The organism is Streptomyces sp. WP-1, from assembly GCF_030450125.1.
Lineage (GTDB): Bacteria > Actinomycetota > Actinomycetes > Streptomycetales > Streptomycetaceae > Streptomyces > Streptomyces incarnatus.
In genome coordinates, this window is sequence record NZ_CP123923.1 from 3,420,431 (window position 1) to 3,444,095 (window position 23,665).

At 68.2% G+C, this 23,665-nt stretch carries 22 protein-coding genes and 2 tRNA genes; 3 read left to right on the forward strand and 21 right to left on the reverse strand.

Going from position 1 to position 23,665, the window contains the following annotated elements:
* Positions 1-468 precede the first annotated feature (468 nt).
* From QHG49_RS14725 to QHG49_RS14770, 10 genes are all read right to left on the reverse strand, one after another.
* Positions 469-4,368 carry a DNA-directed RNA polymerase subunit beta' gene (locus tag QHG49_RS14725; RefSeq protein WP_037657538.1) on the reverse strand — a complete coding sequence of 1,300 codons (3,900 nt, stop codon included), beginning with the start codon at positions 4,366-4,368 and terminating at the stop codon, positions 469-471.
* A 97-nt stretch (positions 4,369-4,465) separates the two neighbouring features.
* Entirely contained in the window at positions 4,466-7,951 is a 3,486-nt protein-coding gene (gene rpoB / locus QHG49_RS14730; protein ID WP_145482795.1) for a DNA-directed RNA polymerase subunit beta, read from the reverse strand.
* 569 nt (positions 7,952-8,520) lie between these two features.
* A complete protein-coding gene (gene rplL / locus QHG49_RS14735; RefSeq protein ID WP_145482792.1) occupies positions 8,521-8,907 on the reverse strand; it encodes a 50S ribosomal protein L7/L12 in 387 nt (128 codons plus the stop codon).
* A gap of 111 nt (positions 8,908-9,018) precedes the next feature.
* Positions 9,019-9,549, reverse strand: a complete 531-nt coding sequence (rplJ, locus tag QHG49_RS14740; protein ID WP_046419436.1) for a 50S ribosomal protein L10 — start codon at positions 9,547-9,549, stop codon at positions 9,019-9,021.
* Positions 9,550-9,855: 306 nt separating this feature from the next.
* Positions 9,856-10,797 (reverse strand): hypothetical protein, encoded by a 942-nt coding sequence (locus QHG49_RS14745; protein ID WP_301490001.1) that lies wholly within the window; start codon positions 10,795-10,797, stop codon positions 9,856-9,858.
* Positions 10,798-10,964: 167 nt separating this feature from the next.
* Positions 10,965-11,690 (reverse strand): 50S ribosomal protein L1, encoded by a 726-nt coding sequence (gene rplA, locus QHG49_RS14750; protein ID WP_145482786.1) that lies wholly within the window; start codon positions 11,688-11,690, stop codon positions 10,965-10,967.
* Positions 11,691-11,788: 98 nt separating this feature from the next.
* Positions 11,789-12,223, reverse strand: a complete 435-nt coding sequence (gene rplK, locus QHG49_RS14755) for a 50S ribosomal protein L11 (RefSeq protein WP_046419431.1) — start codon at positions 12,221-12,223, stop codon at positions 11,789-11,791.
* Between the two features lie 179 nt (positions 12,224-12,402).
* Positions 12,403-13,302: a transcription termination/antitermination protein NusG gene (nusG, locus tag QHG49_RS14760; RefSeq protein ID WP_301490002.1), complete on the reverse strand. Its 900-nt coding sequence runs from the start codon at positions 13,300-13,302 to the stop codon at positions 12,403-12,405.
* Positions 13,303-13,382: 80 nt separating this feature from the next.
* Positions 13,383-13,619 (reverse strand): preprotein translocase subunit SecE, encoded by a 237-nt coding sequence (gene secE / locus QHG49_RS14765; protein ID WP_167532137.1) that lies wholly within the window; start codon positions 13,617-13,619, stop codon positions 13,383-13,385.
* A 154-nt stretch (positions 13,620-13,773) separates the two neighbouring features.
* Positions 13,774-13,846, reverse strand: a tRNA-Trp gene (locus tag QHG49_RS14770).
* 258 nt (positions 13,847-14,104) lie between these two features.
* Here QHG49_RS14770 and QHG49_RS14775 point away from each other — a divergent pair.
* Complete coding sequence (locus QHG49_RS14775; protein WP_145482776.1) at positions 14,105-15,331, forward strand: pyridoxal phosphate-dependent aminotransferase; 1,227 nt, start codon at positions 14,105-14,107, stop codon at positions 15,329-15,331.
* Positions 15,332-15,456: 125 nt separating this feature from the next.
* Positions 15,457-16,488, forward strand: a complete 1,032-nt coding sequence (locus tag QHG49_RS14780; RefSeq protein ID WP_301490003.1) for an adenosine deaminase — start codon at positions 15,457-15,459, stop codon at positions 16,486-16,488.
* 23 nt (positions 16,489-16,511) lie between these two features.
* Here QHG49_RS14780 and QHG49_RS14785 read toward each other — a convergent pair whose 3' ends face one another.
* From QHG49_RS14785 to QHG49_RS14805, 5 genes are all read right to left on the reverse strand, one after another.
* On the reverse strand, positions 16,512-17,567 hold the full coding sequence (locus QHG49_RS14785) for a UDP-N-acetylmuramate dehydrogenase (RefSeq protein WP_301490004.1): 1,056 nt from the start codon (positions 17,565-17,567) through the stop codon (positions 16,512-16,514).
* Positions 17,568-17,627: 60 nt separating this feature from the next.
* Positions 17,628-18,029 (reverse strand): hypothetical protein, encoded by a 402-nt coding sequence (locus tag QHG49_RS14790; protein WP_232987456.1) that lies wholly within the window; start codon positions 18,027-18,029, stop codon positions 17,628-17,630.
* A gap of 149 nt (positions 18,030-18,178) precedes the next feature.
* Positions 18,179-18,355: a DUF397 domain-containing protein gene (locus QHG49_RS14795; RefSeq protein ID WP_159704130.1), complete on the reverse strand. Its 177-nt coding sequence runs from the start codon at positions 18,353-18,355 to the stop codon at positions 18,179-18,181.
* Between the two features lie 5 nt (positions 18,356-18,360).
* Positions 18,361-18,570, reverse strand: coding sequence for a DUF397 domain-containing protein (locus QHG49_RS14800; RefSeq protein WP_301490005.1), 210 nt, complete (start codon positions 18,568-18,570; stop codon positions 18,361-18,363).
* A complete protein-coding gene (locus tag QHG49_RS14805) occupies positions 18,567-19,442 on the reverse strand; it encodes a helix-turn-helix transcriptional regulator (protein WP_301490006.1) in 876 nt (291 codons plus the stop codon). The genes QHG49_RS14800 and QHG49_RS14805 overlap by 4 nt, the downstream gene beginning before the upstream one ends.
* Positions 19,443-19,597: 155 nt before the next feature.
* Here QHG49_RS14805 and QHG49_RS14810 point away from each other — a divergent pair, with 155 nt between their 5' ends.
* Positions 19,598-20,023, forward strand: a complete 426-nt coding sequence (locus tag QHG49_RS14810) for an ATP-binding protein (RefSeq protein WP_301490007.1) — start codon at positions 19,598-19,600, stop codon at positions 20,021-20,023.
* On the opposite strand, the gene QHG49_RS14815 is transcribed toward QHG49_RS14810, so the two are convergent.
* The 6 genes from QHG49_RS14815 to QHG49_RS14840 all read right to left on the reverse strand — a co-directional run bounded on the left by QHG49_RS14815 (position 20,024) and on the right by QHG49_RS14840 (position 23,658).
* Positions 20,024-21,487: a DHA2 family efflux MFS transporter permease subunit gene (locus tag QHG49_RS14815; protein WP_301490008.1), complete on the reverse strand. Its 1,464-nt coding sequence runs from the start codon at positions 21,485-21,487 to the stop codon at positions 20,024-20,026.
* A gap of 120 nt (positions 21,488-21,607) precedes the next feature.
* Complete coding sequence (locus QHG49_RS14820; protein ID WP_201300647.1) at positions 21,608-22,183, reverse strand: TetR/AcrR family transcriptional regulator; 576 nt, start codon at positions 22,181-22,183, stop codon at positions 21,608-21,610.
* Between the two features lie 126 nt (positions 22,184-22,309).
* Positions 22,310-22,738, reverse strand: coding sequence for a MaoC family dehydratase (locus tag QHG49_RS14825; RefSeq protein WP_037663347.1), 429 nt, complete (start codon positions 22,736-22,738; stop codon positions 22,310-22,312).
* Positions 22,739-22,745: 7 nt separating this feature from the next.
* Complete coding sequence (locus QHG49_RS14830) at positions 22,746-23,198, reverse strand: MaoC family dehydratase N-terminal domain-containing protein (protein ID WP_145482751.1); 453 nt, start codon at positions 23,196-23,198, stop codon at positions 22,746-22,748.
* Positions 23,199-23,330: 132 nt separating this feature from the next.
* A complete protein-coding gene (gene rpmG / locus QHG49_RS14835) occupies positions 23,331-23,495 on the reverse strand; it encodes a 50S ribosomal protein L33 (RefSeq protein ID WP_003948671.1) in 165 nt (54 codons plus the stop codon).
* Between the two features lie 90 nt (positions 23,496-23,585).
* A tRNA-Met gene (locus tag QHG49_RS14840) sits at positions 23,586-23,658 on the reverse strand.
* Between the last annotated feature and the right edge of the window lie 7 nt (positions 23,659-23,665).

Consider the following 23,665-nt stretch of genomic DNA (forward strand, 5'->3'; position numbering starts at 1 on the left):
ACAAGGTCTGAGGGTACCTAGCTCATTCGCTGCGGTCAAAACAAATGAAGCTGCCCCCGACACGCCGGGGCTTGACAAGCGTCACGTTCACTCATTCGAGTGAGTCAGGTACTCACGGATCAGCTTGGCATCATCCAGTTCCCTCTGCCTGCCCAGCCTCTCCTTCCAGGTCAGCACCTCACGGAGAAGGGACAGCGGCATCCCCTGATGCCGCTGTCGCGCCCCGCACGGGTGCTGTCGCGGCCTTCGCCGGGGCCCGCCACCAGAACCGCGACGAGCCGGTGCGGAGACGAGCACGGCCGGCACAGGCACTCCAGAGGCGCACAGCGAGGGCTGCCGGAGCCGTCTGCGGCAGATCTCCCCCATGCCCGCCCCTCGTCCGCCACATGGCCGGTGCGGGTCATGGTGGCGGACACGCCGAAGGGCGGCCACCCCCCATGGGGAGCGGCCGCCCTTCAGACTGCTCGCTTACTGGTTGTACGGACCGTAGTCGTAGTCCTCCAGCGGAACGGCCTGGCCGGAGCCCGTGCCGAACGGCGAGTAGTCGATGTCGTCGTAGCCGACGGCCGAGTACATCGCGGCCTTGGCCTCCTCGGTCGGCTCCACCCGGATGTTGCGGTAGCGGGACAGGCCCGTACCGGCCGGGATGAGCTTACCGATGATGACGTTCTCCTTGAGGCCGATGAGGCTGTCGGACTTGGCGTTGATCGCCGCATCCGTTAGGACTCGGGTCGTCTCCTGGAAGGAGGCGGCCGACAGCCAGGACTCCGTCGCCAGCGAGGCCTTGGTGATACCCATCAGCTGCGGACGGCCGGAGGCGGGGTGACCGCCCTCCTGGACCACACGACGGTTCTCGGTCTCGAACTTCGAACGCTCGACCAGCTCGCCGGGCAGCAGCTCCGCGTCGCCCGACTCGATGATCGTCACCCGGCGCAGCATCTGCCGGATGATGATCTCGATGTGCTTGTCGTGGATCGACACACCCTGCGAGTTGTAGACCTTCTGGACCTCGCCGACCAGGTGGACCTGGACGGCACGCTGACCCAGGATGCGCAGCACGTCGTGCGGGTTGGTGGCACCCACGGTGAGCTGCTGGCCCACCTCGACGTGCTCGCCCTCGCGGACCAGGACCTTGGCGCGCTTCGAGATCGGGAACGCCGTCTCGTCGCTGCCGTCGTCCGGGGTCACGACGAGCTTCTTGGTCTTCTCGGTCTCCTCGATCCGCACGCGGCCGGAGGCCTCGGAGATCGGGGCGACACCCTTCGGGGTACGGGCCTCGAAGAGCTCGACGACACGCGGCAGACCCTGGGTGATGTCGTCACCGGCCACACCACCGGTGTGGAAGGTACGCATCGTCAGCTGGGTACCGGGCTCACCGATGGACTGGGCGGCGATGATGCCGACCGCCTCACCGATGTCGACCAGCTTGCCGGTGGCCAGCGAACGGCCGTAGCACATCGCGCAGGTGCCGACGGCGGACTCACAGGTCAGGACCGAGCGGGTCTTGACCGTCTCCACACCGTGCTTGACCAGCTCGTCGATGAGCACGTCGCCGAGGTCGGTACCGGCCGGGGCCAGCACCTTGCCGTCGACCACGATGTCCTCGGCGAGGCAGCGCGCGTACACGGACGTCTCGACGTTGCCCGTCTTGCGCAGGACACCGTCCTCGCCGCGCTCGGCGATCGCCAGCTTGAGGCCGCGCTCGGTGCCGCAGTCCTCCTCGCGGATGATGACGTCCTGGGAGACGTCGACCAGACGACGGGTGAGGTAACCCGAGTCGGCGGTACGCAGAGCGGTGTCCGCCAGACCCTTACGGGCACCGTGGGTGGAGATGAAGTACTCCAGCACGGACAGGCCCTCACGGAACGAGGCCTTGATCGGACGCGGGATGGTCTCGTTCTTCGCGTTCGACACCAGACCACGCATACCGGCGATCTGCCGCATCTGCATCATGTTTCCTCGGGCACCCGAGTCAACCATCATGAAGATGGGGTTCGTCTTGGGGAAGTTCTCGTTCATCGCCTCGGCGACCTCGTTGGTCGCCTTGGTCCAGATCGCGATGAGCTCCTGAGTGCGCTCTTCCTTGGTGATCAGACCGCGCTCGTACTGCTTCTGGACCTTCTCGTCCTGGGCCTCGTAGCCCGCGACGATGGCCTTCTTGGCCTCGGGCACGACGACGTCGGAGATGGCCACGGTGACACCCGAGCGGGTACCCCAGTAGAAGCCGGCCGCCTTCAGGTTGTCGAGCGTCGCCGCCACGATCACCTTGGGGTAGCGCTCCGCCAGGTCGTTGACGATCTCGCCGAGCTGCTTCTTGCCCACCGAGTAGTCGACGAACGGGTAGTCCTCGGGCAGCAGCTCGTTGAAGAGCGCGCGGCCCAGGGTGGTGCGCAGGCGGAACGAGTCCCCCTGCTGCCACTCGGGCTCGCCCTCCTCGCGGGCCGGCGGGGTCCAGCCGCGCGGCGGGATGGTGCCCACCGGGAAGCGGATGTCGACCGGCGACTGGAGCGAGAGCTCGCCGGCGTCGAACGCCATGGTCGCCTCGGCCGTGGAGCCGAACGCGCGGCCCTCGCCCTTGACGTCCCGCAGCTCGCCGTCGGTGGTGAGGAAGAACAGACCGAGGACCATGTCCTGGGTCGGCATCGTCACCGGGCGGCCGTCGGCCGGCTTGAGGATGTTGTTCGAGGACAGCATCAGGATGCGGGCCTCGGCCTGCGCCTCCGCGGACAGCGGCAGGTGCACGGCCATCTGGTCACCGTCGAAGTCCGCGTTGAACGCGGTGCAGACGAGCGGGTGGATCTGGATGGCCTTGCCCTCGACCAGCTGCGGCTCGAAGGCCTGGATGCCGAGGCGGTGCAGGGTGGGCGCACGGTTCAGCAGCACCGGGTGCTCGGCGATGACCTCTTCGAGGACGTCGTACACCACGGTGCGGCCGCGCTCGACCATGCGCTTGGCCGACTTGATGTTCTGCGCGTGGTTCAGGTCGACCAGGCGCTTCATCACGAACGGCTTGAACAGCTCGAGCGCCATCGCCTTGGGCAGACCGCACTGGTGCAGCTTGAGCTGCGGGCCGACGACGATGACGGAACGCGCCGAGTAGTCGACACGCTTGCCGAGCAGGTTCTGACGGAATCGACCCTGCTTGCCCTTCAGCATGTCGCTGAGGGACTTCAGCGGACGGTTGCCGGGGCCCGTCACCGGGCGGCCGCGACGGCCGTTGTCGAAGAGGGCGTCGACCGCCTCCTGGAGCATGCGCTTCTCGTTGTTCACGATGATCTCGGGCGCGCCGAGGTCGAGAAGCCGCTTCAGGCGGTTGTTGCGGTTGATGACACGGCGGTACAGGTCGTTCAGGTCGGAGGTCGCGAAGCGGCCACCGTCCAGCTGCACCATCGGACGCAGGTCCGGCGGGATGACCGGGACGCAGTCCAGGACCATGCCCTTGGGGCTGTTGGAGGTCTGCAGGAACGCGGAGACGACCTTCAGCCGCTTGAGGGCACGGGTCTTCTTCTGGCCCTTGCCGGTGCGGATGATCTCGCGGAGCTTCTCGGCCTCCTCGTCGAGGTCGAAGGACTCCAGGCGCTTCTGCAGCGCCGCGGCACCCATCGAGCCGTCGAAGTACGTGCCGAAGCGGTCGCGCAGCTCGCGGTAGAGCAGCTCGTCGCCCTCCAGGTCCTGGACCTTGAGGTTCTTGAACCGGTTCCACACCTCGTCGAGGCGGTCGATCTCGCGCTGCGCGCGGTCGCGCAGCTGCTTCATCTCGCGCTCGGCACCCTCGCGCACCTTGCGGCGCACATCGGCCTTGGCGCCCTCGGCCTCCAGCTCGGCCAGGTCGGTCTCGAGCTTCTTGGCGCGGGCCTCCAGGTCGGAGTCGCGGCGGTTCTCGATGTGCTGACGCTCGACCGAGACGTGCGCCTCCAGGGAGGGCAGGTCGCGGGTGCGACGCTCCTCGTCGACGTACGTGATCATGTACGCCGCGAAGTAGATGACCTTCTCCAGGTCCTTCGGGGCGAGGTCCAGCAGGTAGCCCAGGCGGGACGGGACGCCCTTGAAGTACCAGATGTGGGTGACGGGAGCGGCCAGCTCGATGTGGCCCATCCGCTCACGGCGCACCTTGGCGCGCGTGACCTCGACGCCACAGCGCTCGCAGATGATGCCCTTGAAGCGGACACGCTTGTACTTGCCGCAGTAGCACTCCCAGTCCCGGGTGGGACCGAAGATCTTCTCGCAGAAGAGCCCGTCCTTTTCCGGCTTCAGGGTGCGGTAGTTGATCGTCTCGGGCTTCTTGACCTCGCCGTGGCTCCACTGACGGATGTCGTCAGCGGTGGCCAGGCCGATCCGGAGCTCGTCGAAGAAGTTGACGTCGAGCACTATGCGTCAATCCCTCTCAGGGTCGTAAGTCTGTGGTCTGAAACGGGGGCCTGGGGGTCGGCGGGGCCCTGTGGGTGAGGGCCCCGCCGGACTCCCGTCAGACCTCTTCGACGCTGCTCGGCTCGCGCCGGGACAGGTCGATGCCGAGCTCCTCCGCAGCGCGGAAGACATCCTCGTCGGTGTCACGCATCTCGATGGACATGCCGTCGCTGGACAGCACCTCCACGTTCAGGCAGAGCGACTGCATCTCCTTGATGAGCACCTTGAAGGACTCGGGGATGCCGGGCTCGGGGATGTTCTCGCCCTTGACGATGGCCTCGTAGACCTTCACGCGGCCGGTGACGTCGTCGGACTTGATGGTCAGCAGCTCCTGGAGGGCGTACGCGGCGCCGTAGGCCTCAAGGGCCCACACCTCCATCTCGCCGAAGCGCTGGCCACCGAACTGCGCCTTACCACCCAGCGGCTGCTGGGTGATCATCGAGTACGGGCCGGTCGAACGCGCGTGCAGCTTGTCGTCGACCAGGTGGTGCAGCTTCAGGATGTACATGTAGCCGACCGAGATCGGGTCCGGGAACGGCTCACCGCTACGGCCGTCGAACAGCCGCGCCTTGCCGGACGGGAGCACCATGCGCTCGCCGTCGCGGTTCGGGATGGTGTGCTGGAGCAGACCCGCCAGCTCGTCCTCGCGGGCACCGTCGAACACCGGGGTGGCGACGTTGGTGCGCGGGGCGACCTGGTCGGCGCCGATGGCCTGGAGGCGCTGGGCCCAGTCGTCGGCGAGGCCGGAGACGTCCCAGCCGCGGCTGGCGAGCCAGCCGAGGTGGATCTCCAGGACCTGTCCCGGGTTCATTCGGGACGGCACACCCAGCGGGTTCAGGATGATGTCGACCGGGGTGCCGTCCTCCAGGAACGGCATGTCCTCGATCGGCAGGATCTTGGAGATGACACCCTTGTTGCCGTGGCGGCCGGCGAGCTTGTCACCGTCGGTGATCTTGCGCTTCTGCGCGACGTAGACGCGGACCAGCTGGTTCACGCCCGGCGGCAGCTCGTCGCCCTCCTCGCGGTCGAAGACGCGCACGCCGATGACCTTGCCGGTCTCGCCGTGCGGCACCTTCAGCGAGGTGTCGCGGACCTCACGGGCCTTCTCACCGAAGATGGCGCGCAGCAGGCGCTCCTCCGGGGTCAGCTCGGTCTCACCCTTGGGCGTGACCTTGCCGACGAGGATGTCGCCGGCGATGACCTCGGCGCCGATGCGGATGATGCCGCGCTCGTCGAGGTCGGCGAGGACCTCCTCGGAGACGTTCGGGATGTCCCGGGTGATCTCCTCGGGGCCGAGCTTGGTGTCACGGGCGTCGACCTCGTGCTCCTCGATGTGGATCGAGGAGAGGACGTCGTCCTGCACGAGGCGCTGCGACAGGATGATCGCGTCCTCGTAGTTGTGACCCTCCCACGGCATGAACGCCACGAGCAGGTTCTTGCCCAGGGCCATCTCACCGTTCTCGGTGGCCGGACCGTCGGCGAGGACCTGGCCCTCGATGATCCGGTCACCCTCGTTGACGATGACCTTCTGGTTGACCGAGGTGCCCTGGTTGGAGCGGGAGAACTTGTGCAGGCGGTACGTGATGTACGTGCCGTCGTCGTTCGCCGTGGTGATGTAGTCCGCGGAGACCTCCTGGACCACACCCGCCTTCTCGGCCTTGACCACGTCGCCGGCGTCGACGGCGGAGCGGTACTCCATGCCGGTACCGACGAGCGGGGCCTCCGACTTAATCAGCGGGACGGCCTGACGCATCATGTTCGCGCCCATGAGGGCACGGTTGGCGTCGTCGTGCTCCAGGAAGGGGATCATGGCGGTCGCGACCGACACCATCTGGCGCGGCGAGACGTCCATGTAGTCCACGTCCTCGCCGCCGACGTAGTCGACCTCGCCGCCGCGGCGGCGGACCAGCACGCGGGCCTCGGCGAAGCGGAGCTCGTCCGTCAGCGGGGCGTTGGCCTGCGCGATGACGAAGCGGTCCTCCTCGTCGGCGGTCAGGTAGTCGACCTCGTCGGTGACCTGGCCGTCGATGACCTTGCGGTACGGGGTCTCGACGAAACCGAACGCGTTGACCCGGCCGTAGGAGGCGAGCGAGCCGATCAGACCGATGTTCGGGCCTTCGGGCGTCTCGATCGGGCACATGCGGCCGTAGTGCGAGGGGTGCACGTCGCGGACCTCGAAGCCGGCCCGCTCACGGGAGAGACCACCCGGGCCAAGAGCCGACAGACGGCGCTTGTGGGTGAGACCCGACAGCGGGTTGTTCTGGTCCATGAACTGCGACAGCTGGCTGGTGCCGAAGAACTCCTTGATGGAGGCGACGACCGGCCGGATGTTGATCAGGGTCTGCGGCGTGATCGCCTCGACGTCCTGGGTGGTCATGCGCTCGCGCACGACGCGCTCCATACGAGCCAGACCCGTGCGGACCTGGTTCTGGATGAGCTCGCCGACGCTGCGCAGACGACGGTTGCCGAAGTGGTCGATGTCGTCGGTCTCGACGACGATCGTGTCGCCGTTGTCACCCGTGGTCTCGGTCTCGCCGGCGTGCAGCTGCACCAGGTACTTGATCGTCGAGATGATGTCCTCGACGGTCAGGATGCCCGCGTCCAGCGGGGCGTCGGCGCCCAGCTTCTTGTTGACCTTGTAGCGGCCGACCTTGGCGAGGTCGTAGCGCTTCGGGTTGAAGTAGAGGTTCTCCAGCAGCGTCTGCGCGGCCTCACGCGTGGGGGGCTCGCCCGGACGCAGCTTGCGGTAGATGTCGAGCAGCGCGTCGTCCTGGCCCTGGGTGTGGTCCTTCTCCAGGGTGGCGCGCATCGACTCGTAGTCGCCGAACTCTTCGAGGATCTGCTCGGTGGTCCAGCCGAGAGCCTTCAGAAGGACGGTGACCGACTGCTTGCGCTTGCGGTCGATACGCACACCGACCATGTCGCGCTTGTCGATCTCCATCTCCAGCCAGGCACCCCGGGACGGGATGATCTTGGCGGAGAAGATGTCCTTGTCGGACGTCTTGTCGATGGAGGAGTCGAAGTAGACACCGGGGGAACGGACCAGCTGAGACACCACGACACGCTCGGTGCCGTTGATGACGAAGGTGCCCTTGTTCGTCATGAGCGGGAAGTCGCCCATGAAGACCGTCTGGGACTTGATCTCACCGGTCTCGTTGTTGGTGAACTCGGCGGTGACGAAGAGCGGGGCGGCGTACGTGAAGTCGCGCTCCTTGCACTCGTCGATGGAGTTCTTCGGCGGCTCGAAGCGGTGGTCCCGGAACGTCAGGGACATCGACCCGGAGAAGTCCTCGATCGGGGAGATCTCCTCGAAGATCTCCTCCAGACCGGACTTGGTGGGGACGTCCTGACCGTTCTCCAGAGCCTCCTCGACCCGACTCTGCCAGGCGGTGTTGCCGAGCAGCCAGTCAAAGCTCTCGGTCTGCAGCGCGAGCAGGTTCGGAACCTCGAGAGGCTCCTTGATCTTTGCAAAGGAAATGCGCAGCGGGGCGGTGCTTGCGCCGTTGTTCGTATTCGCGGTCGAGGCGTTGCGCGAGGCGGCCAAGAGGGGGTCCTTCCGAGGGCTCGGACTCACTACGCGCGTACCGGCCCCTCCCTCAAACACGGAGGCGGAAACCCCAGGTCAGGGGGGCTTCGGTCATCGATGCTCAAGTGAGGGCAGACCCCTGGTGACGGGCAGGGGACAGCTAACAGGCAGCGCAAAGGGTCAGTGTAGCCACTTGGCACACTGATGTCCAGTGCGGGTTTTTCGAGACCCTCGCTGTGCTCACCGCTCTTGTCAACGCCCTCGGCATGCTGCCCTTCAACGCACGTTGATACTGCCCTCTTCGCCGTCGATCCATGCCTCGGATTCGGATCCTTGTGACGACGCGTCCTGAGAATTGCGCGCTGCGTGCGGTTCGTCAAGAGCCCCCCACCGGAACCGGGCCGTCCGGGAGACACGACGAAGATCACCATACCTCCCGCCACGGCGAGTGCAAGGCAACCGCGGTCGCCCTCCGGATACGCCGAAGAGCGACCACCCGGATGGATGATCGCTCTTCGGTGCGTCCGCGTTACAGCCCTACAGGGCCGATTTCAGCGCGCGTTCGAGTCCTGCGGACCCGTGAGGTGTTACTTGACCTCGACGGAGGCGCCGGCGCCCTTGAGGGACTCGGCGGCCTTCTCCGCGGCCTCCTTGTTGACCTTCTCGAGGACGGGCTTCGGGGTGCCGTCCACCAGGTCCTTGGCCTCCTTGAGGCCGAGGGAGGTGAGCTCGCGCACGACCTTGATGACCTGGATCTTCTTCTCGCCGGCACCGGTGAGGATGACGTCGAACTCGTCCTTCTCCTCGACGGCCTCGGCGGCGCCGCCAGCGGCACCACCGGCGACGACGACCGGCGCGGCAGCGGCGGCGGTGACGTCGAACTTCTCCTCGAAGGCCTTCACGAACTCGGAGAGCTCGATGAGGGTCATCTCCTCGAACTGGGCAAGCAGCTCGTCCTGGGTGAGCTTCGCCATGATGGCGGTCCTTCCACTCAATCGGCAGGTGCCGGATGTACTGGGTAAGGCGGGCGTACGTCGGCCCGCTGCGACCCGCGCCGGTTGGTGCGGGTCAGAAAGCGAGCCGAATTACTCGGCACCGCCCTGCTCGGCCTGCTTGGCGCGCAGCGCGTCCACGGTGCGGACGAGCTTCGACGGCAGCGCCTGGAAGAGGGAGGCAGCCTGGGACTGCTTCCCCTTGAAGGCACCGGCCAGCTTGCTGAGCAGAACCTCGCGGGACTCGAGGTCCGCAAGCTTCTTGATCTCGTCGGCAGACATCGCCTTGCCGTCAAGGACGCCGCCCTTGATGACGAGATTCGGGTTGTCCTTGGCGAAGTCACGGAGACCCTTCGCCGACTCCACCGGGTCACCGGTGACGAAGGCGACGGCCGTCGGACCAGCGAAGAGCTGGTCGTCCAGCGCGATCCCGGCCTCGTTGGCCGCAATCTTGGTCAGCGTGTTCTTCACCACGGCGTACTGGGCGTTCTCACCGAGCGACCGGCGCAGCGTCTTGAGCTGCGCCACGGTGAGACCGCGGTACTCGGTCAGCACGGCGGCGTTGGAGCTGCGGAACTTGTCCGTCAGCTCCGCAACCGCGGCAGCCTTGTCGGGCCTCGCCATAGAGCCTCGGCCTCCTTCCGGGTGATTCGGACCGCGCGGACCCGAAGGAGGACTGGGTAAAACAAACGCCCCGGCGCAGGCGCTCGGGGCGGACTCGACCGGCCGCACACGCGCTCGGCGCGCGCACTCCGGGAGTTCTTCCACTGACACCTGCGCGGGTCGTCCACTTTTCAGTGGATCCTTCGGCCACCGCGCCCTCTACGAGCGCGCGGCAACGACCAGCGGTCTTTGGCTTCGGGGATGACAGTACGGGACCGGGGCGCCGCGGGGCAAATCGAGCCCCGCGGCGCCCCGGTCCCGGTGGGATCAGGAGGTGAGGCCGGTGCCGCCGGCCGTGGTGCCGCCCGAGGGGCTGTTGGCGCCGCCGGACTTCATCATGTCGGCGATGTCCATCGTGTCGGCGGCCGGCGGCGCCTCGGCGGAGACCGCCACGCCGTAGTCGCTGTAGTGGGCGGTGCTGTTCAGCGTGCCGTTGGCGGTGGCCGCCTTCTCGGTCTTCTTGACCAGCAGGTTCTGGTCGTTGACCCAGATGTCGATGGCGTCCGTGGTGATGCCGGACTGCTTCAGCTGCTGCTTGAGGGCGGTGAGCTGGGCGGCGCTGAGGTTGCCGCCCTTGCCCGCGAGGGCGGCGACGTCCATGGTGCCCGCGTAGTGCGTGGTGTGCTGCCCGTCGACGGTCTCCGTGCCGACCTTCTTGACGTCCCCGGAGGCCAGCAGCATCTTCACCGACTGGTTCGGCGTCGCGGTCTGGAGCTGGTCCTTCATGTACGCGCCGGAGGCGCCGCCGGCCTTGGCCAGGTAGTCGTAGTCGTACTTGACCCAGTGCTTGCCGCCGGTCTGCTGGGCGAACGCGTCGCTCATCTTCGCGTAGAAGGCGTCCGGCAGATAGCGGGCCTCCATGCGCGCGGTGCCGGCCTTGCGCATCGCGTCGGCCATCGTGCCGCCGGTGTACGTGACGGTCATGTTGCCCTTGAGGCCGTCACCCCACGCGAGCGTGCCGTCGGCGTCCATCGACATGATGTCGCCCATGGACGTGGTGGAGCGCACCTTGGCCGACTCGGCCTTGTCCGTGGACTGCTCGACATCGCGCAGCACGGCCGCGACGGGGCTCAGGTGGACCGTGCCGGCACCCGACGCCTTGCCGTCGCCCTTCCCGGAGTCCGAGGAGCCGCAGGCGGCCACCCCGGTCAGCGCTGCCACCACGGCCACGGAAAGGGTCACCCGGCGAACGGTCGTCGTGCTCTTCATCTTGTCCTACCCCCTGCGAATCGTCTGCGCGCAGCCTAGTGCGGGCCACTGACACTCGTACGACGAACAGGTCGTACACAGAAAGGACGGGCCCCGCACCTCAAAGGTTGCGGGGCCCGCCCTTCAGTCACGCGTACCGGACGCGGCTACCGGGGTGAGCGCGGGGCTCAGACGGCGGCCGGGTCCTCCTCGACGAGGAGGTTGCGGGTGCGGTTCGGGTCGAGCTGGATGCCGGGGCCCATCGTGGTGGTGATGGCGGCCTTCTTGATGTAGCGGCCCTTGGCGGCGGACGGCTTCAGACGGAGGATCTCCTCCAGCGCGGCGCCGTAGTTCTCCACCAGCTTGGTGTCGTCGAAGGACACCTTGCCGATGATGAAGTGCAGGTTCGAGTGCTTGTCGACGCGGAACTCGATCTTGCCGCCCTTGATGTCCGTGACGGCCTTGGCCACGTCGGGGGTGACGGTGCCGGTCTTCGGGTTCGGCATCAGACCACGGGGGCCGAGGACGCGGCCGAGGCGGCCGACCTTGCCCATGAGGTCCGGGGTGGCGACGACGGCGTCGAAGTCCAGGCGGCCCTTCGAGACCTCGTCGATCAGCTCGTCGGCACCGACGATGTCGGCGCCCGCGGCACGCGCGGCCTCGGCACGGTCACCGGTCGCGAAGACCAGGACCCGGGCGGTCTTGCCGGTGCCGTGCGGAAGGTTCACGGTGCCACGGACCATCTGGTCGGCCTTGCGCGGGTCGACACCCAGGCGGAAGGCGACCTCGACGGTGCCGTCGAACTTGGTCGTGGAGGTCTCCTTGGCGAGACGGACGGCCTCGAGCGGGGCGTACAGCTTCTCCCGGTCGATCTTGGCGTCCGCAGCGCGGAGAGCCTTGCTGCGCTTGCTCACAACTTGCTCCTGTGTGTTCTGAAAGGAGTCGTGGTATCCGGGCCGAGCAGGCCCTGCCACGTGCGACCGGCCACGGCCGCATTACCTGCTGGTGGTGGTCAGCCCTCGACCGTGACGCCCATGGAGCGCGCGGTACCGGCGATGATCTTCGCCGCGGCGTCCAGGTCGTTCGCGTTCAGGTCGGGCATCTTGGTCGTGGCGATCTCGCGGACCTGCGCCTCGGTGATCTTGGCGACCTTGGTCTTGTGCGGCTCGCCGGAGCCCTTCTCCACACCCGCGGCCTTGAGGATCATCTTGGCGGCCGGCGGCGTCTTGGTGACGAAGGTGAAGGAGCGGTCCTCGTAGACCGTGATCTCCACCGGGATGACCCAGCCACGCTGCGACTCGGTCGCGGCGTTGTAGGCCTTGCAGAACTCCATGATGTTGACGCCGTGCTGACCCAGCGCCGGGCCGACCGGCGGAGCCGGGTTGGCGGCACCGGCCTGGATCTGGAGCTTGATGAGCCCCGTGACCTTCTTCTTCTTGGGAGGCATAGCTCTCCGGGTCCTTTCGGTTCGGGTCCTGCCCGCCTCCGGGGACAACCCGGACGCAGGCATACCGCACAACGATAACGGGTATAGATGCGCGGCCAAAAACCGAGCAGGTCAGACGGGCTGCGATCAGCTCGTCCGACCTGTTCGGAAGCGGTGGTCCAGAAGGGACTGGTGCGGGACTAGTTCTTCTGGATCTGGTCGAAGGAGAGCTCGACCGGCGTCTCGCGGCCGAAGATCTCCACCAGGCCCTTGACCTTCTTGGAGTCGGCGTTGATCTCGTTGATCGTCGCCTGGAGGGTGGCGAAGGGGCCGTCGGTGACGGTGACCGAGTCGCCGACCTCGAAGTCCAGCACCTGGACCTCGACCTTGCGCTGCGGCGCGGGCTTGCCCTCGGCCTCGGCGGCCTCGCGGGCGGCCTTCTCCTCGGCCTCCGGGGCGAGCATCTTGACGATCTCGTCCAGGGTCAGCGGGTACGGGTCGTACGCGTTGCCCACGAAGCCGGTGACGCCCGGCGTGTTGCGGACGACGCCCCAGGACTCGTTGGTCAGGTCCATGCGGACCAGGACGTAACCCGGCAGCTTGTTCTGCTTGATCGTCTTGCGGTCGCCGTTCTTGATCTGGACGACCTCTTCCTGCGGCACCTCGGCCTGGAAGATGTAGTCCTCGACGTTCAGCGAGACGGCGCGCTGCTCCAGGTTGGTCTTCACGCGGTTCTCGTAGCCGGCGTACGTGTGGATGACGTACCACTCGCCGGGCAGGGTGCGCAGTTCCTCGCGCAGGGCCTGGACGGGGTCGACCGGAGCGGCCGGCTCCTCCTCGACGGCCTCGGCGGCGGCGTCCTCGTCGCCCTCCTCGGCGTCCTCGTCCTCGGCGTCGTCGGCGGCCTCGGGGGCCTCCTCGTCGTCCGCGTCCTCGGTGTGCAGCGCGGCCTCCTCGGCCGGCTCGCCCGCCTCGGCCTCGGCAGCCTCGAACTCGTCCTGCTCGTCCGCGCCCTCGACGATGTCGAGCTCGTCGTCCACCAGCTCGGCAGCGTTCCCGCGAGGCTCGGTGGCGTCGTCGTTCAGGTTCGGGTCAGACACGATGGCTGCTTCTTCCTGGTTACATAGGGGTGGAACATGCGAAAACGGGCGCCGGTGCCACGGCGCCCTTCGCTCTTGGCTCAGCCGAAGACGTACTTGGCCGCGTGGTTGAGCCCATAGTCAATCACGGTCACCAGCGCGATCATGATGGCGACGAAGAAGATCACCACGGTGGTGTACGACGTCAGCTGGTTGCGCGAGGGCCAGACGACCTTGCGGAGTTCCGCGATGATCTGGCGGTAGAAGGTCGCCAGACGCTTCAGCGGACCCTTCTTGGCGCGCTTGCCGCCCTTGCGGGCCTTCTTGGCCTCAGACACTTCGTCCTGGGCATCAGGCGTATCGATGGAGCCCACGGCGTCCGTCATAATCCTCACCTGATCCCGGGTCGTGGCCGTGCCGCGCCCGGTTACTGAGCCGCACGGCGGTGCATTGCTGTACGTACAAGCGCACACATCCTGGCGGTGTGTGTAGCAGGGCCGGAGGGACTTGAACCCCCAACCGCCGGTTTTGGAGACCGGTGCTCTACCAATTGAGCTACGACCCTTTGTGTGTCCCCAACGTACCGCATCCGACCGAGTGCTCGGTGGCACCGATCGCGACGGGCCGCTGGAGGCCAACGAGGTGAGAGTGTACGTGGTCCGGGGCCCGGCGTCGAACAGAAAGTGTCGGTCCGTGCGCTCCGGAGCGAAGATCGTCCAGGCCGGAACGGGTATTCGGATAGGTGTTCACGACTCGACCCGATGCCGTTCAGACTGTGAAACCCGTGTGCCCGGGACATTTCCGGTCTGGAAGCATGGGCTCCATGAGCGCTGCAACCCCTCCCACCGAGCGCCGGGTCTCCGCCCGAGTCGGCGCGATCTCCGAGTCCGCCACCCTCGCCGTGGACGCCAAGGCCAAGGCCCTGAAGGCCGCCGGGCGACCGGTGATCGGCTTCGGCGCCGGTGAGCCCGACTTCCCCACCCCGGACTACATCGTCGAGGCCGCGATCGAGGCCTGCAAGAACCCGAAGTTCCACCGCTACACGCCGGCCGGCGGACTGCCCGAGCTGAAGGCCGCGATCGCCGCGAAGACGCTGCGCGACTCCGGCTGGGAGCCCGACGTCTCCCAGGTCCTGGTCACCAACGGCGGCAAGCAGGCCATCTACGAGGCGTTCGCCGCGATCCTCGACCCGGGCGACGAGGTCATCGTCCCGGCGCCGTACTGGACCACCTACCCGGAGTCGATCCGCCTCGCGGGCGGTGTCCCGGTGGAGGTCGTGGCCGACGAGACCACCGGCTACCGGGTCTCCGTCGAGCAGCTGGAGGCCGCGCGCACCAAGAAGACGAAGGTCGTGCTCTTCGTCTCGCCGTCCAACCCGACCGGCGCGGTGTACTCGGAGGCCGAGACCGAGGCGATCGGCCGCTGGGCCCTGGAGCACGGCCTGTGGGTGCTCACGGACGAGATCTACGAGCACCTGGTCTACGGCGACGCGGTCTCCGTCTCGCTGCCCGCCCTGCTGCCGGAGCTGCGCGACAAGTGCATCGTGGTCAACGGCGTGGCGAAGACGTACGCCATGACCGGCTGGCGGGTGGGCTGGGTCATCGGCCCCAAGGACGTCGTCAAGGCCGCGACCAACCTCCAGTCGCACGCCACCTCGAACGTGTCCAACGTGGCGCAGGCCGCCGCCCTGGCCGCCGTCTCCGGTGACCTGGAGGCCGTGGCGAAGATGCGTGAGGCCTTCGACCGCCGCCGCAAGACGATCGTGCGGATGCTCAACGAGATCGACGGCGTGGTCTGCCCGGAGCCCGAGGGCGCGTTCTACGCGTACCCGTCGGTCAAGGCCCTGCTCGGCAAGGAGATCCGCGGCAGGCGCCCGCAGGACTCGGTCGAACTGGCCGCGCTGATCCTGGAGGAGGCCGAGGTCGCGGTCGTCCCGGGTGAGGCGTTCGGCACGCCCGGGTACCTGCGGCTGTCGTACGCGCTGGGCGACGAGGACCTGGTGGAGGGCGTGAGCCGGATCCAGAAGCTCTTGGCGGAGGCCAGGGACTGAAACATCGCGAACGGCGCGCCAACCTACTCACGTGAGTAGGTTGGCGCGCCGTTCGTATGTTCGGGCAAGACCACGAATGGGGAAACGGCTACCGGGAAACCGGAGGTGTGCGGCAGGATCTGGGAATGGAGCGTGTACGTGATCTCTCTGAGCTGCCGAAAGCCCATCTGCACCTGCACTTCACCGGCTCGATGCGGCCGGACACCGTACTGGAGCTGGCCGACAAGTACGGCGTGCACCTGCCGGAGATGCTGACGGAGGCCCTTACCAGCGGCGAGCCGCCGAAACTCAAGGCGACCGACGAGCGGGGCTGGTTCCGTTTCCAGCGGCTGTACGACGCGGCGCGCTCCTGTGTGCGCGAGCCGGACGACATCCGGCGCCTGGTGCGGGAGGCCGCGCTGGAGGATCTGCGGGACGGCTCGGGCTGGCTGGAGATCCAGGTGGACCCGACGTCGTACGCGCCCCGGCTCGGCGGTCTGATCCCGACGCTGGAGATCATCCTGGACGCGGTGGACAGCACGTCCCGGGAGACCGGGCTCGGCATCCGGGTCCTGGTGGCCGCCAACCGTATGAAGCACCCGCTGGACGCCCGCACGCTGGCCCGGCTCGCGGTGCGCTACGCGGACCGGGGCGTGGTGGGCTTCGGCCTCTCGAACGACGAGCGGCGCGGCATGGCGCGGGACTTCGACCGGGCCTTCGCCATCGCGCGCGAGGGCGGCCTGCTGTCGGCCCCGCACGGCGGCGAGCTGACCGGCCCGGCCTCGGTGCGGGACTGCCTGGACGATCTGCACGCGGGGCGGATCGGGCACGGGGTGCGCGCGGCGGAGGACCCCCGGCTGCTGAAGCGGCTGGCCGACCGCCAGGTGACGTGCGAGGTGTGCCCGGCGTCCAATGTGGCCCTCGGTGTCTACGAGAAGCCCGAGGACGTGCCGCTGCGCACCTTCTTCGACGCGGGCGTCCCGATGGCCCTGGGCGCCGACGACCCCCTGCTGTTCGGCTCCCGGCTCGCCGCCCAGTACGAGATCGCCCGCCGTGTCCATGGCTTCACCGACCCCGAACTGGCCGAGCTGGCCCGCCAGTCCATCCGCGGCTCGGCCGCCCCGGAGGACGCCAAGGCGCGGCTGCTGGCGGGCGTGGACGCCTGGCTGACGTCGTAGGGCCTGTCGGGGTTCCGGAGGTTTCAGAGACCGACGCCCACCATGACGGGCTCGTTGACGAGGGTGATCCCGAAGGCCTCGCGCACCCCGGCGACGACCTCGCGGGCCAGGGTGAGGAGGTCCTCGGTGGTGGCCTCGCCGCGGTTGGTGAGGGCGAGGGTGTGCTTGGTGGAGATGCGGGCGGGCCCGGTGCCGTACCCCTTGGTGTAGCCGGCCTTGTCGATGAGCCAGGCGGCCGACGTCTTCCTACGGCCCTCGCCCGCCGGGTACGCGGGCGGTTCGACGTCCTCCCCGAGCCGCTCGCGCACCCGCTCCCGGAACGCGGCGAACTGCTCCTCGCCGAGGATCGGGTTGGTGAAGAAGGAACCGGCCGACCAGGTGTCGTGATCGTCGGCGTCGAGCACCATGCCCTTGCCGGCGCGCAGCTTCAGCACGGTCTCGCGGGCCCGGGCCAGCGGCACGCGGTCCCCCGGCTCGACACCGAGCGCGCGGGCCGTCTCGGCGTACTTGACCGGCGCGGACATCCCGCCCGCGTCCTCCAGTTCGAACCGCACCCGCAGGACGACATACCGCTCCGGGTCGGCCTTGAAGCGGCTGTGGCGGTACGAGAAGTCGCACTCCTCGTTGCTCAGCGTGACCGTCTCGCCGGAGCGCCGGTCGTAGGCGATCACCTCGGAGATGGTGGCCGAGACCTCCTGGCCGTACGCCCCCACGTTCTGGATCGGCGTGGCCCCCGCGGACCCGGGGATCCCGGCGAGGCACTCGATCCCGGCCAGCCCTGCCTCCACGCTGCGCGCGACGGCGTCGCTCCATACTTCCCCGGCCGCCAGCTCCAGGGTGGTCCCCCGCAGCTCGACCCCCCGGGTGGCGATCCGCAGCGCGGTCCCCTGGAATCCCTTGTCCCCGATGACGAGGTTCGACCCGCCGCCGACGACCAACAACGGGGTCCCGCTGTCGTCCGCCTCCCGGACGGCGTCGATCACCTCGGCATCCGTCTCTGCGGTCACCAGCCGCAGCGCGGGCCCGCCCAGGCGGAACGTGGTCAGCGGGGCGAGGGGGGCGTCGTGGAGTAGGTGCACGGGGGAAAGCCTACGAGAACGGTACGGCGGGGCCGGTCACCCCTACCCAGCGAGGCCCGGCTACAGGGGCCGGACGAAGTTGCGGCTGCCGTTGTGGTGGAACACGGTGAGCCCGGTCTGCGAGGAGCCCTCGGGGCGGGTGGCCCAGCGTTCGACGCGGGCGATCTCGGGGCACTCGGCGACGCCGATCGCTCCGGCGAGCCAGACATCCGCCGCGTCACCGGGCTCCGGGGCGGGGGTCGAGAACGGGGTGTCCGTGGTCGGCTGCTCCGCGTGCTCGTGCTTCTCCCCGTCGGCGAGCTGATGCGTGATCTGCCACCGCTCCTCACGGTCCCCGCGGGTGAGGACGACGCCGAAGGGGAGCTTGGCCTCGCCGGCCTCCGCGCAGGACTGGACGCGGCTCACGCCGGGGGTGTTCTTCGTGGTGTCGATCAGCCAGTCCTGGAAGCGTTCCGGACGCATGTGACGCAGTCCCTCTGTCGGCGGCGGGGCCCGTCAGAGTAGGGGTGCGACCGGAACGGCATGCCGTGAAACGGGGCCGCCTCACACCATCGTGTTAACTGCCGCCCGCCCCTGGTGGTGAGCGGGGCAGGCGGCGTGCGACGGGGAGGTCAGGCGTACGAGGCGTACGGCACGAAGTTCGCCCAGGCCTCCGGCGTGAGCGTGAGGCGGGGGCCGTCGGTGTTCTTGGAGTCGCGGACGTGGATCGTGTCGGGGGTGACGGCGAGTTCGACGCAGGAGTTGCCGTCGTTACCGCTGCTGTAGCTGCTCTTGAACCACGTCAGCATGTTCGTCAGACCTCCGAGGCGTATGGCACGAAGTTCGCCCACGCGCTGGGGTTGAGCGCCAGCCGGGGGCCCTCGATGTTCTTGGAGTCACGGACGTGGACAGTGCCGGGGGTGACGGCAAGCTCGACGCAGGACTCTCCGTCAGTGCCGCCGCTGTAACTGCTCTTGAACCACGCCAGCTCGGAGGCGTCCCCGGCAGTGGTCTTGCGGATCATGTTTCTCCCAGCAGTTGCTCGATGAAGGCCAGCGACGCCCTTGGAGTGAGCGCCTGAGCCCGGATAGTGCCATACCGCAGCTCAAGGATGCGTAGCTGCTTCGGATCGGTGATCGGACGCCCGCCGAACGCGCCGTCGGAACGTCCCACCGCCGTACCATCCGGGAACTTCATCAGCTCGATCCTGCCGTCCAGCCCTGGGTGAGCATCGGTGTTCGTCGGCATGACCTGAAGCGTGACGTTGTGCAACCGCCCTAGCTCCAGCAGGCGTTCGAGCTGCTTTCGCCACACCATTGTGCCCCCAACCTGCCGATGCAGTGGAGCTTCTTCCAGCACGAAATGAAGCGACGGGGACGGATCCCGTTCGAAGACCGACTGCCGGGCCAGACGGGCCGCCACCATGCGCTCCACATCGTCCGGTGAATACGGCGGTTGTCGAGCCTGGATCAGCTCCCGGGCATGTTCGGAAGTCTGCAACAGCCCGGCGATGATGTTGCACTCGAAGACGCCGATCTCGATCGCCTTGGCCTCCAGCTTCCCCAGTTCTCGGATCTTCTTCGGGTACCTGACCTTCTTGACGTCCTCCCACGTCGCCTCGATGACCCCGTTCGCGTTCAACACCCGGTCCGCGTCGACCAGATACTCCCGCCGGGGAATCCGCTTGCCCGCCTCGACCTTGTAGACCAGGTCCTCGCCGTACCCCACCAGCGCCCCGAACTCCGCGGCGCGCAACCCCGCCGCCTCGCGCAGCAGCTTCAGCTGCCGGCCCACCATCGTGATCACGGCGACACCCCACTCGTCGTCCGGATCGACCTCCCAGCCCGGCTCGTCCACCTCTCCGTCGGGCCCTACCGCCTCGCCGTCCACCGACATCCGAACCCCTCCGTCGTCCCGCGCGCGTACCGCGTCGCACTACCCGGAGCAACGATCCCGACAGCCTGGACAGCACCGGACAACCAGCCGACAGTCACCGCACGCAACCGCTCGATCACTCCTCACGGTAGGCATTTCCGGCCACGCTGGGAGGCATGAACCAGGAAATCGCCGAGGTCGCGGCCCAATCCCCCACGCCCTTCACGGACTTCAGCCTGCTGTTGTCGTCCACCCGCCGAGGGGCCCGGCTGGCCCGGCTGCTCACGGAGGCGCAGCTGCGGCGCTGGGGGCTGCCTACGGAGACCGCGAGTCATCTCGTGGCCGAGCTGGCGGCCAACGCCGTGACGCACGGCCGGGTGCCGGGGCGGGACTTCCGGCTGACGCTGCGCCTGACCGGCGACACGCTGCGGATCGAGGTCACGGACACCCGCGGTGAACGGCTCCCCACGCGCCAGCGGCCCGCCGCGGACGCGGAGTCGGGCCGTGGCCTGCTCCTCGTGGACGCTCTGGCGGACCGCTGGGGTGTGCGGGAGGACCGGTTTCCGTGCAAGACGGTGTGGGCGGAGTGCTCGCTCGGCTGATCAGCCGGACGCGGTCTCCAGGGCCGGTGCGGACGAGGTCTCGGGCAGGGGCTTCGGGCCGCCGGTGCGGGACCGGCCCGGGATGGCCAGGCTCGACAGGGCCGCGAGGGCGACCACGGCGGCACCGGTGACCAGGGCGGGGCGCAGACCGTCCACGAAGGACTGGGCGGAGGTGTAGCCGCCGTACGCGGAGAAGATCGACGACATGACCGCGATGCCGAGCGCCCCGCCGACCTCGCGCAGGGCGTTGTTCGCGCCGGAGGCGATGCCCTGCTCGTGCGGGCGGACGCTGGACATCACGAGGTTGGCGGCCGGGGCGAAGTAGAGGGCCATGCCGATGCCGCTGAGGATCAGGGCGGGCAGCTGGACCTCGTAGGAGGCGTGGGCGGTGACCACGTAGGCCATGTAGCCGAGACCGGCGGCCTGGAGGAGCAGGCCGGCCGCGACGACCGGGCGGCCGCCCACCCGGTCGGAGAGGACTCCCGCTATGGGCGCGACGAGCATCGGCATACCGGTCCACGGCAGCATCCGCAGCCCCGCCTCGGTGGGCGAGTAGCCGAGAACGCCCTGCATGTACTGGCTGAGCAGGAAGATCGAGCCGAACATGCCGACGAACATCAGCATGCTCGCCGCGTTGATCCCGGAGAAGGCGCGGGAGCGGAACAGCCGCATCGGCAGCATGGGGTTGGCGGCGCGGGAGCCGTAGACCACGAAGGCGAGCAGCAGCGCGCCGCCGGCCGACAGGGCGGTCAGGACCACCGGGTCCGTCCAGCCGTCGGAGGGGCCGCGGACCAGGCCGTAGACGATCCCGAAGAGGCCGCCGCTGGCGAGCAGGGTGCCGGGGACGTCCAGGCGGGCTCCGGCGCCGTGCGACTCGGCGAGGCGGAGGCGGGCGAAGGGCAGCGTGATCAGGCCGAGCGGAACGTTCAGCCAGAAGATCCAGTGCCAGGACACATGTTCGGTGAGGCTGCCGCCGATGAGCGGCCCGGAGGCCACGGCCAGGCCGTTGACGGCGCCCCAGATGCCGTACACGGTCCCCCGTTTGGCGGCGGGCACGGCCGCCGTCAGCAGGGTCAGCGTCAGCGGCATCATCACGGCCGCGCCCACGCCCTGCACCGCGCGGGCGGCGATCAGGGAGTCGATGCCGGGGGCCATGGCCGCGGCGGCGGAGGCGCCGGTGAAGACCGTGAGCCCGGCGATGAACAGCCGCCTGCGGCCGAACCGGTCGCCGAGCGCGGCGCCGAACATCAGCAGGCAGGCGAAGGTGAGCGTGTACGCGCTCACGGTCCACTCCAGGTCGTCCAGCGCCCCGCCGAGATCCTTGCGGATGGCGGGCAGGGCGGTGGTGACGACGAGGTTGTCCAGGGCCGCCATGAAGCCGGCGACGCTGGTGACGAGGAGGGCCCAGACGGCGCTCCGGCGGTTCTGCCGGGCCTCGTGGGCCTGTTCGGTCTGCTGTGACATCGCTCCCCCGGGGAAATGGCTTCCCAGTCGTCTCACGTTTGGTTAGTAATCGATGACTAACTTTCGCGGGCACACGTTCGCCCACGAGTGGCCGCGCCCCGCCGTGCCCGCGGGCCGCGCCTACGCGTCCGGCTCGGCCGTCTCCCGTTCGAACGGGAGCGTGTCCAGGCCCTCCCACACGCGGTGCCCGCGCGGGAAGCCCATGGCCACCAGGCAGTTGATGAGCATTCCGTAGGCCATGAACTCGGTCGTGTTCTCCACGCATGTGCCGAGCGGCAGATCGACCGCGTCCCACAGCCGCATCCAGCCGGCCCGTACGTTCTCGCCGAACTCCCGGTCGCCCTCCTCCTCGGCGGCGGCGACGGCCAGGAACATCTGCATCTGCATCATCAGCCGCGAGGGCTGCTCGACGATCGCCGTGGTGTAGGCCGCGGCCATGGCGTGCAGGGCCTCTTCCCCCTCCAGGCCCTCGGTCGCCTCGACGAACATGCGGAGGGTGTCCTCCACACAGCGTTCGGCCGCCGCGAGGAAGATCGCCCGCTTGCCGGGGAAGAGCCGGAAGAGGTACGGCTGCGACACGCCGACCCGCTTGGCGATGGCCTCGGTGGAGGTGCCGTAGTAGCCACCCCTGCCGAACTCCTCCATCGCCGCGCGGACGACGCTCTCGCGCCGCTCTTCTGCACTCATCCTGGCCATGGAAAGTAAGTTAGTACTCAATTACTAATTTACGCAAGGAGTCCTGGAGGCAAGGAGCCCTCGGCGTGAGAAGCCCCGGGTACGCGTAAGGGGCGCCTCGCCATGGAGAACGCCCCTTACCCACTGTCAGGCGAGCCGTACGACCGCCCGTGACATCCCCAGCACCTTCTGGCCGGCGCTGGTCGCGGTGAGGTCCACGCGGACCGTGTTGTCGTCCAGCTTGGCCGCGACCTTGGCGCTGACCTCGATCAGGGCGCCCTGGTCGTCGTTGGGCACGACGACCGGCTTGGTGAAGCGGACGCCGTACTCCACGACCGCGCCCGGGTCGCCGAGCCAGTCGGTGACCACGCGGATCGCCTCGGCCATGGTGAACATGCCGTGCGCGATGACGTCCGGCAGGCCCACCTCCTTGGCGAACTTCTCGTTCCAGTGGATGGGGTTGAAGTCACCGGAGGCACCCGCGTAGCGCACGAGCGTGGCGCGCGTCACGGGGAAGGTCTGCGCCGGGAGTTCGGTGCCGACCTCGACATCGTCGTAGCCGATCTTCGCCGTCATCAGCTGCTCAAACCCCCTCGGCCGCGCGGGCCACGAGCTTGGTCCAGGCGGTCACGACGTGCTCGCCCGCCTCGTCGTGCACCTCACCGCGGATGTCCACGATGTCGTTGCCCGCGAGGGACTTGATCGCCTCGATGGTGGAGGTGACCGTGAGCCGGTCGCCGGCGTGGACCGGGCGGCGGTAGGCGAACTTCTGGTCGCCGTGCACGACCCGGTCGTAGTCCAGGCCGAGCTGCGGGTCCTCGATCACCTGGCCGGCGGCGCGGAACGTGATCGAGAACACGAAGGTCGGGGGGGCGATCACATCGGGGTGCCCGAGCGCCTTGGCGGCCTCGGGGTCCGTGAACGCCGGGTTGGTCTCCCCCACGGCCTCGGCGAACTCGCGGATCTTCTCCCGGCCCACCTCGTAGGGCGCGGTGGGCGGGTAGGTCCGTCCCACGAAGGACTGGTCGAGCGCCATGGCCCGGCACCTCCTGATGTCTGGATGTGAGGGTCCCAAACTAGCCGGGGCCCGGAACCGGCCGGAGGCCCGACCGTGAAAACGCCGCGAGGCCGCCCCCTCGAAAGGGGACGGCCTCGCGGACGAGCCTATTTATCGCGTTTCGCGGTGCGCGGTGTGCGCATTGCAACGCGGGCAGTGCTTCTTCATCTCCAGTCGATCCGGGTTGTTACGCCGGTTCTTCTTGGTGATGTAGTTCCGCTCCTTGCACTCCACGCAGGCCAGCGTGATCTTCGGGCGGACGTCGGTGGCAGCCACGTGAGTGCTCCTAAGACGAACGGATGGGCTTATTCAACGCAAGAAAGAGTAGCCGATTGAAGGACCGACCCCACAATCGGCTACTGTCAGTAGCGGTGACCGGACTTGAACCGGTGACACAGCGATTATGAGCCGCTTGCTCTACCGACTGAGCTACACCGCTTTGATGA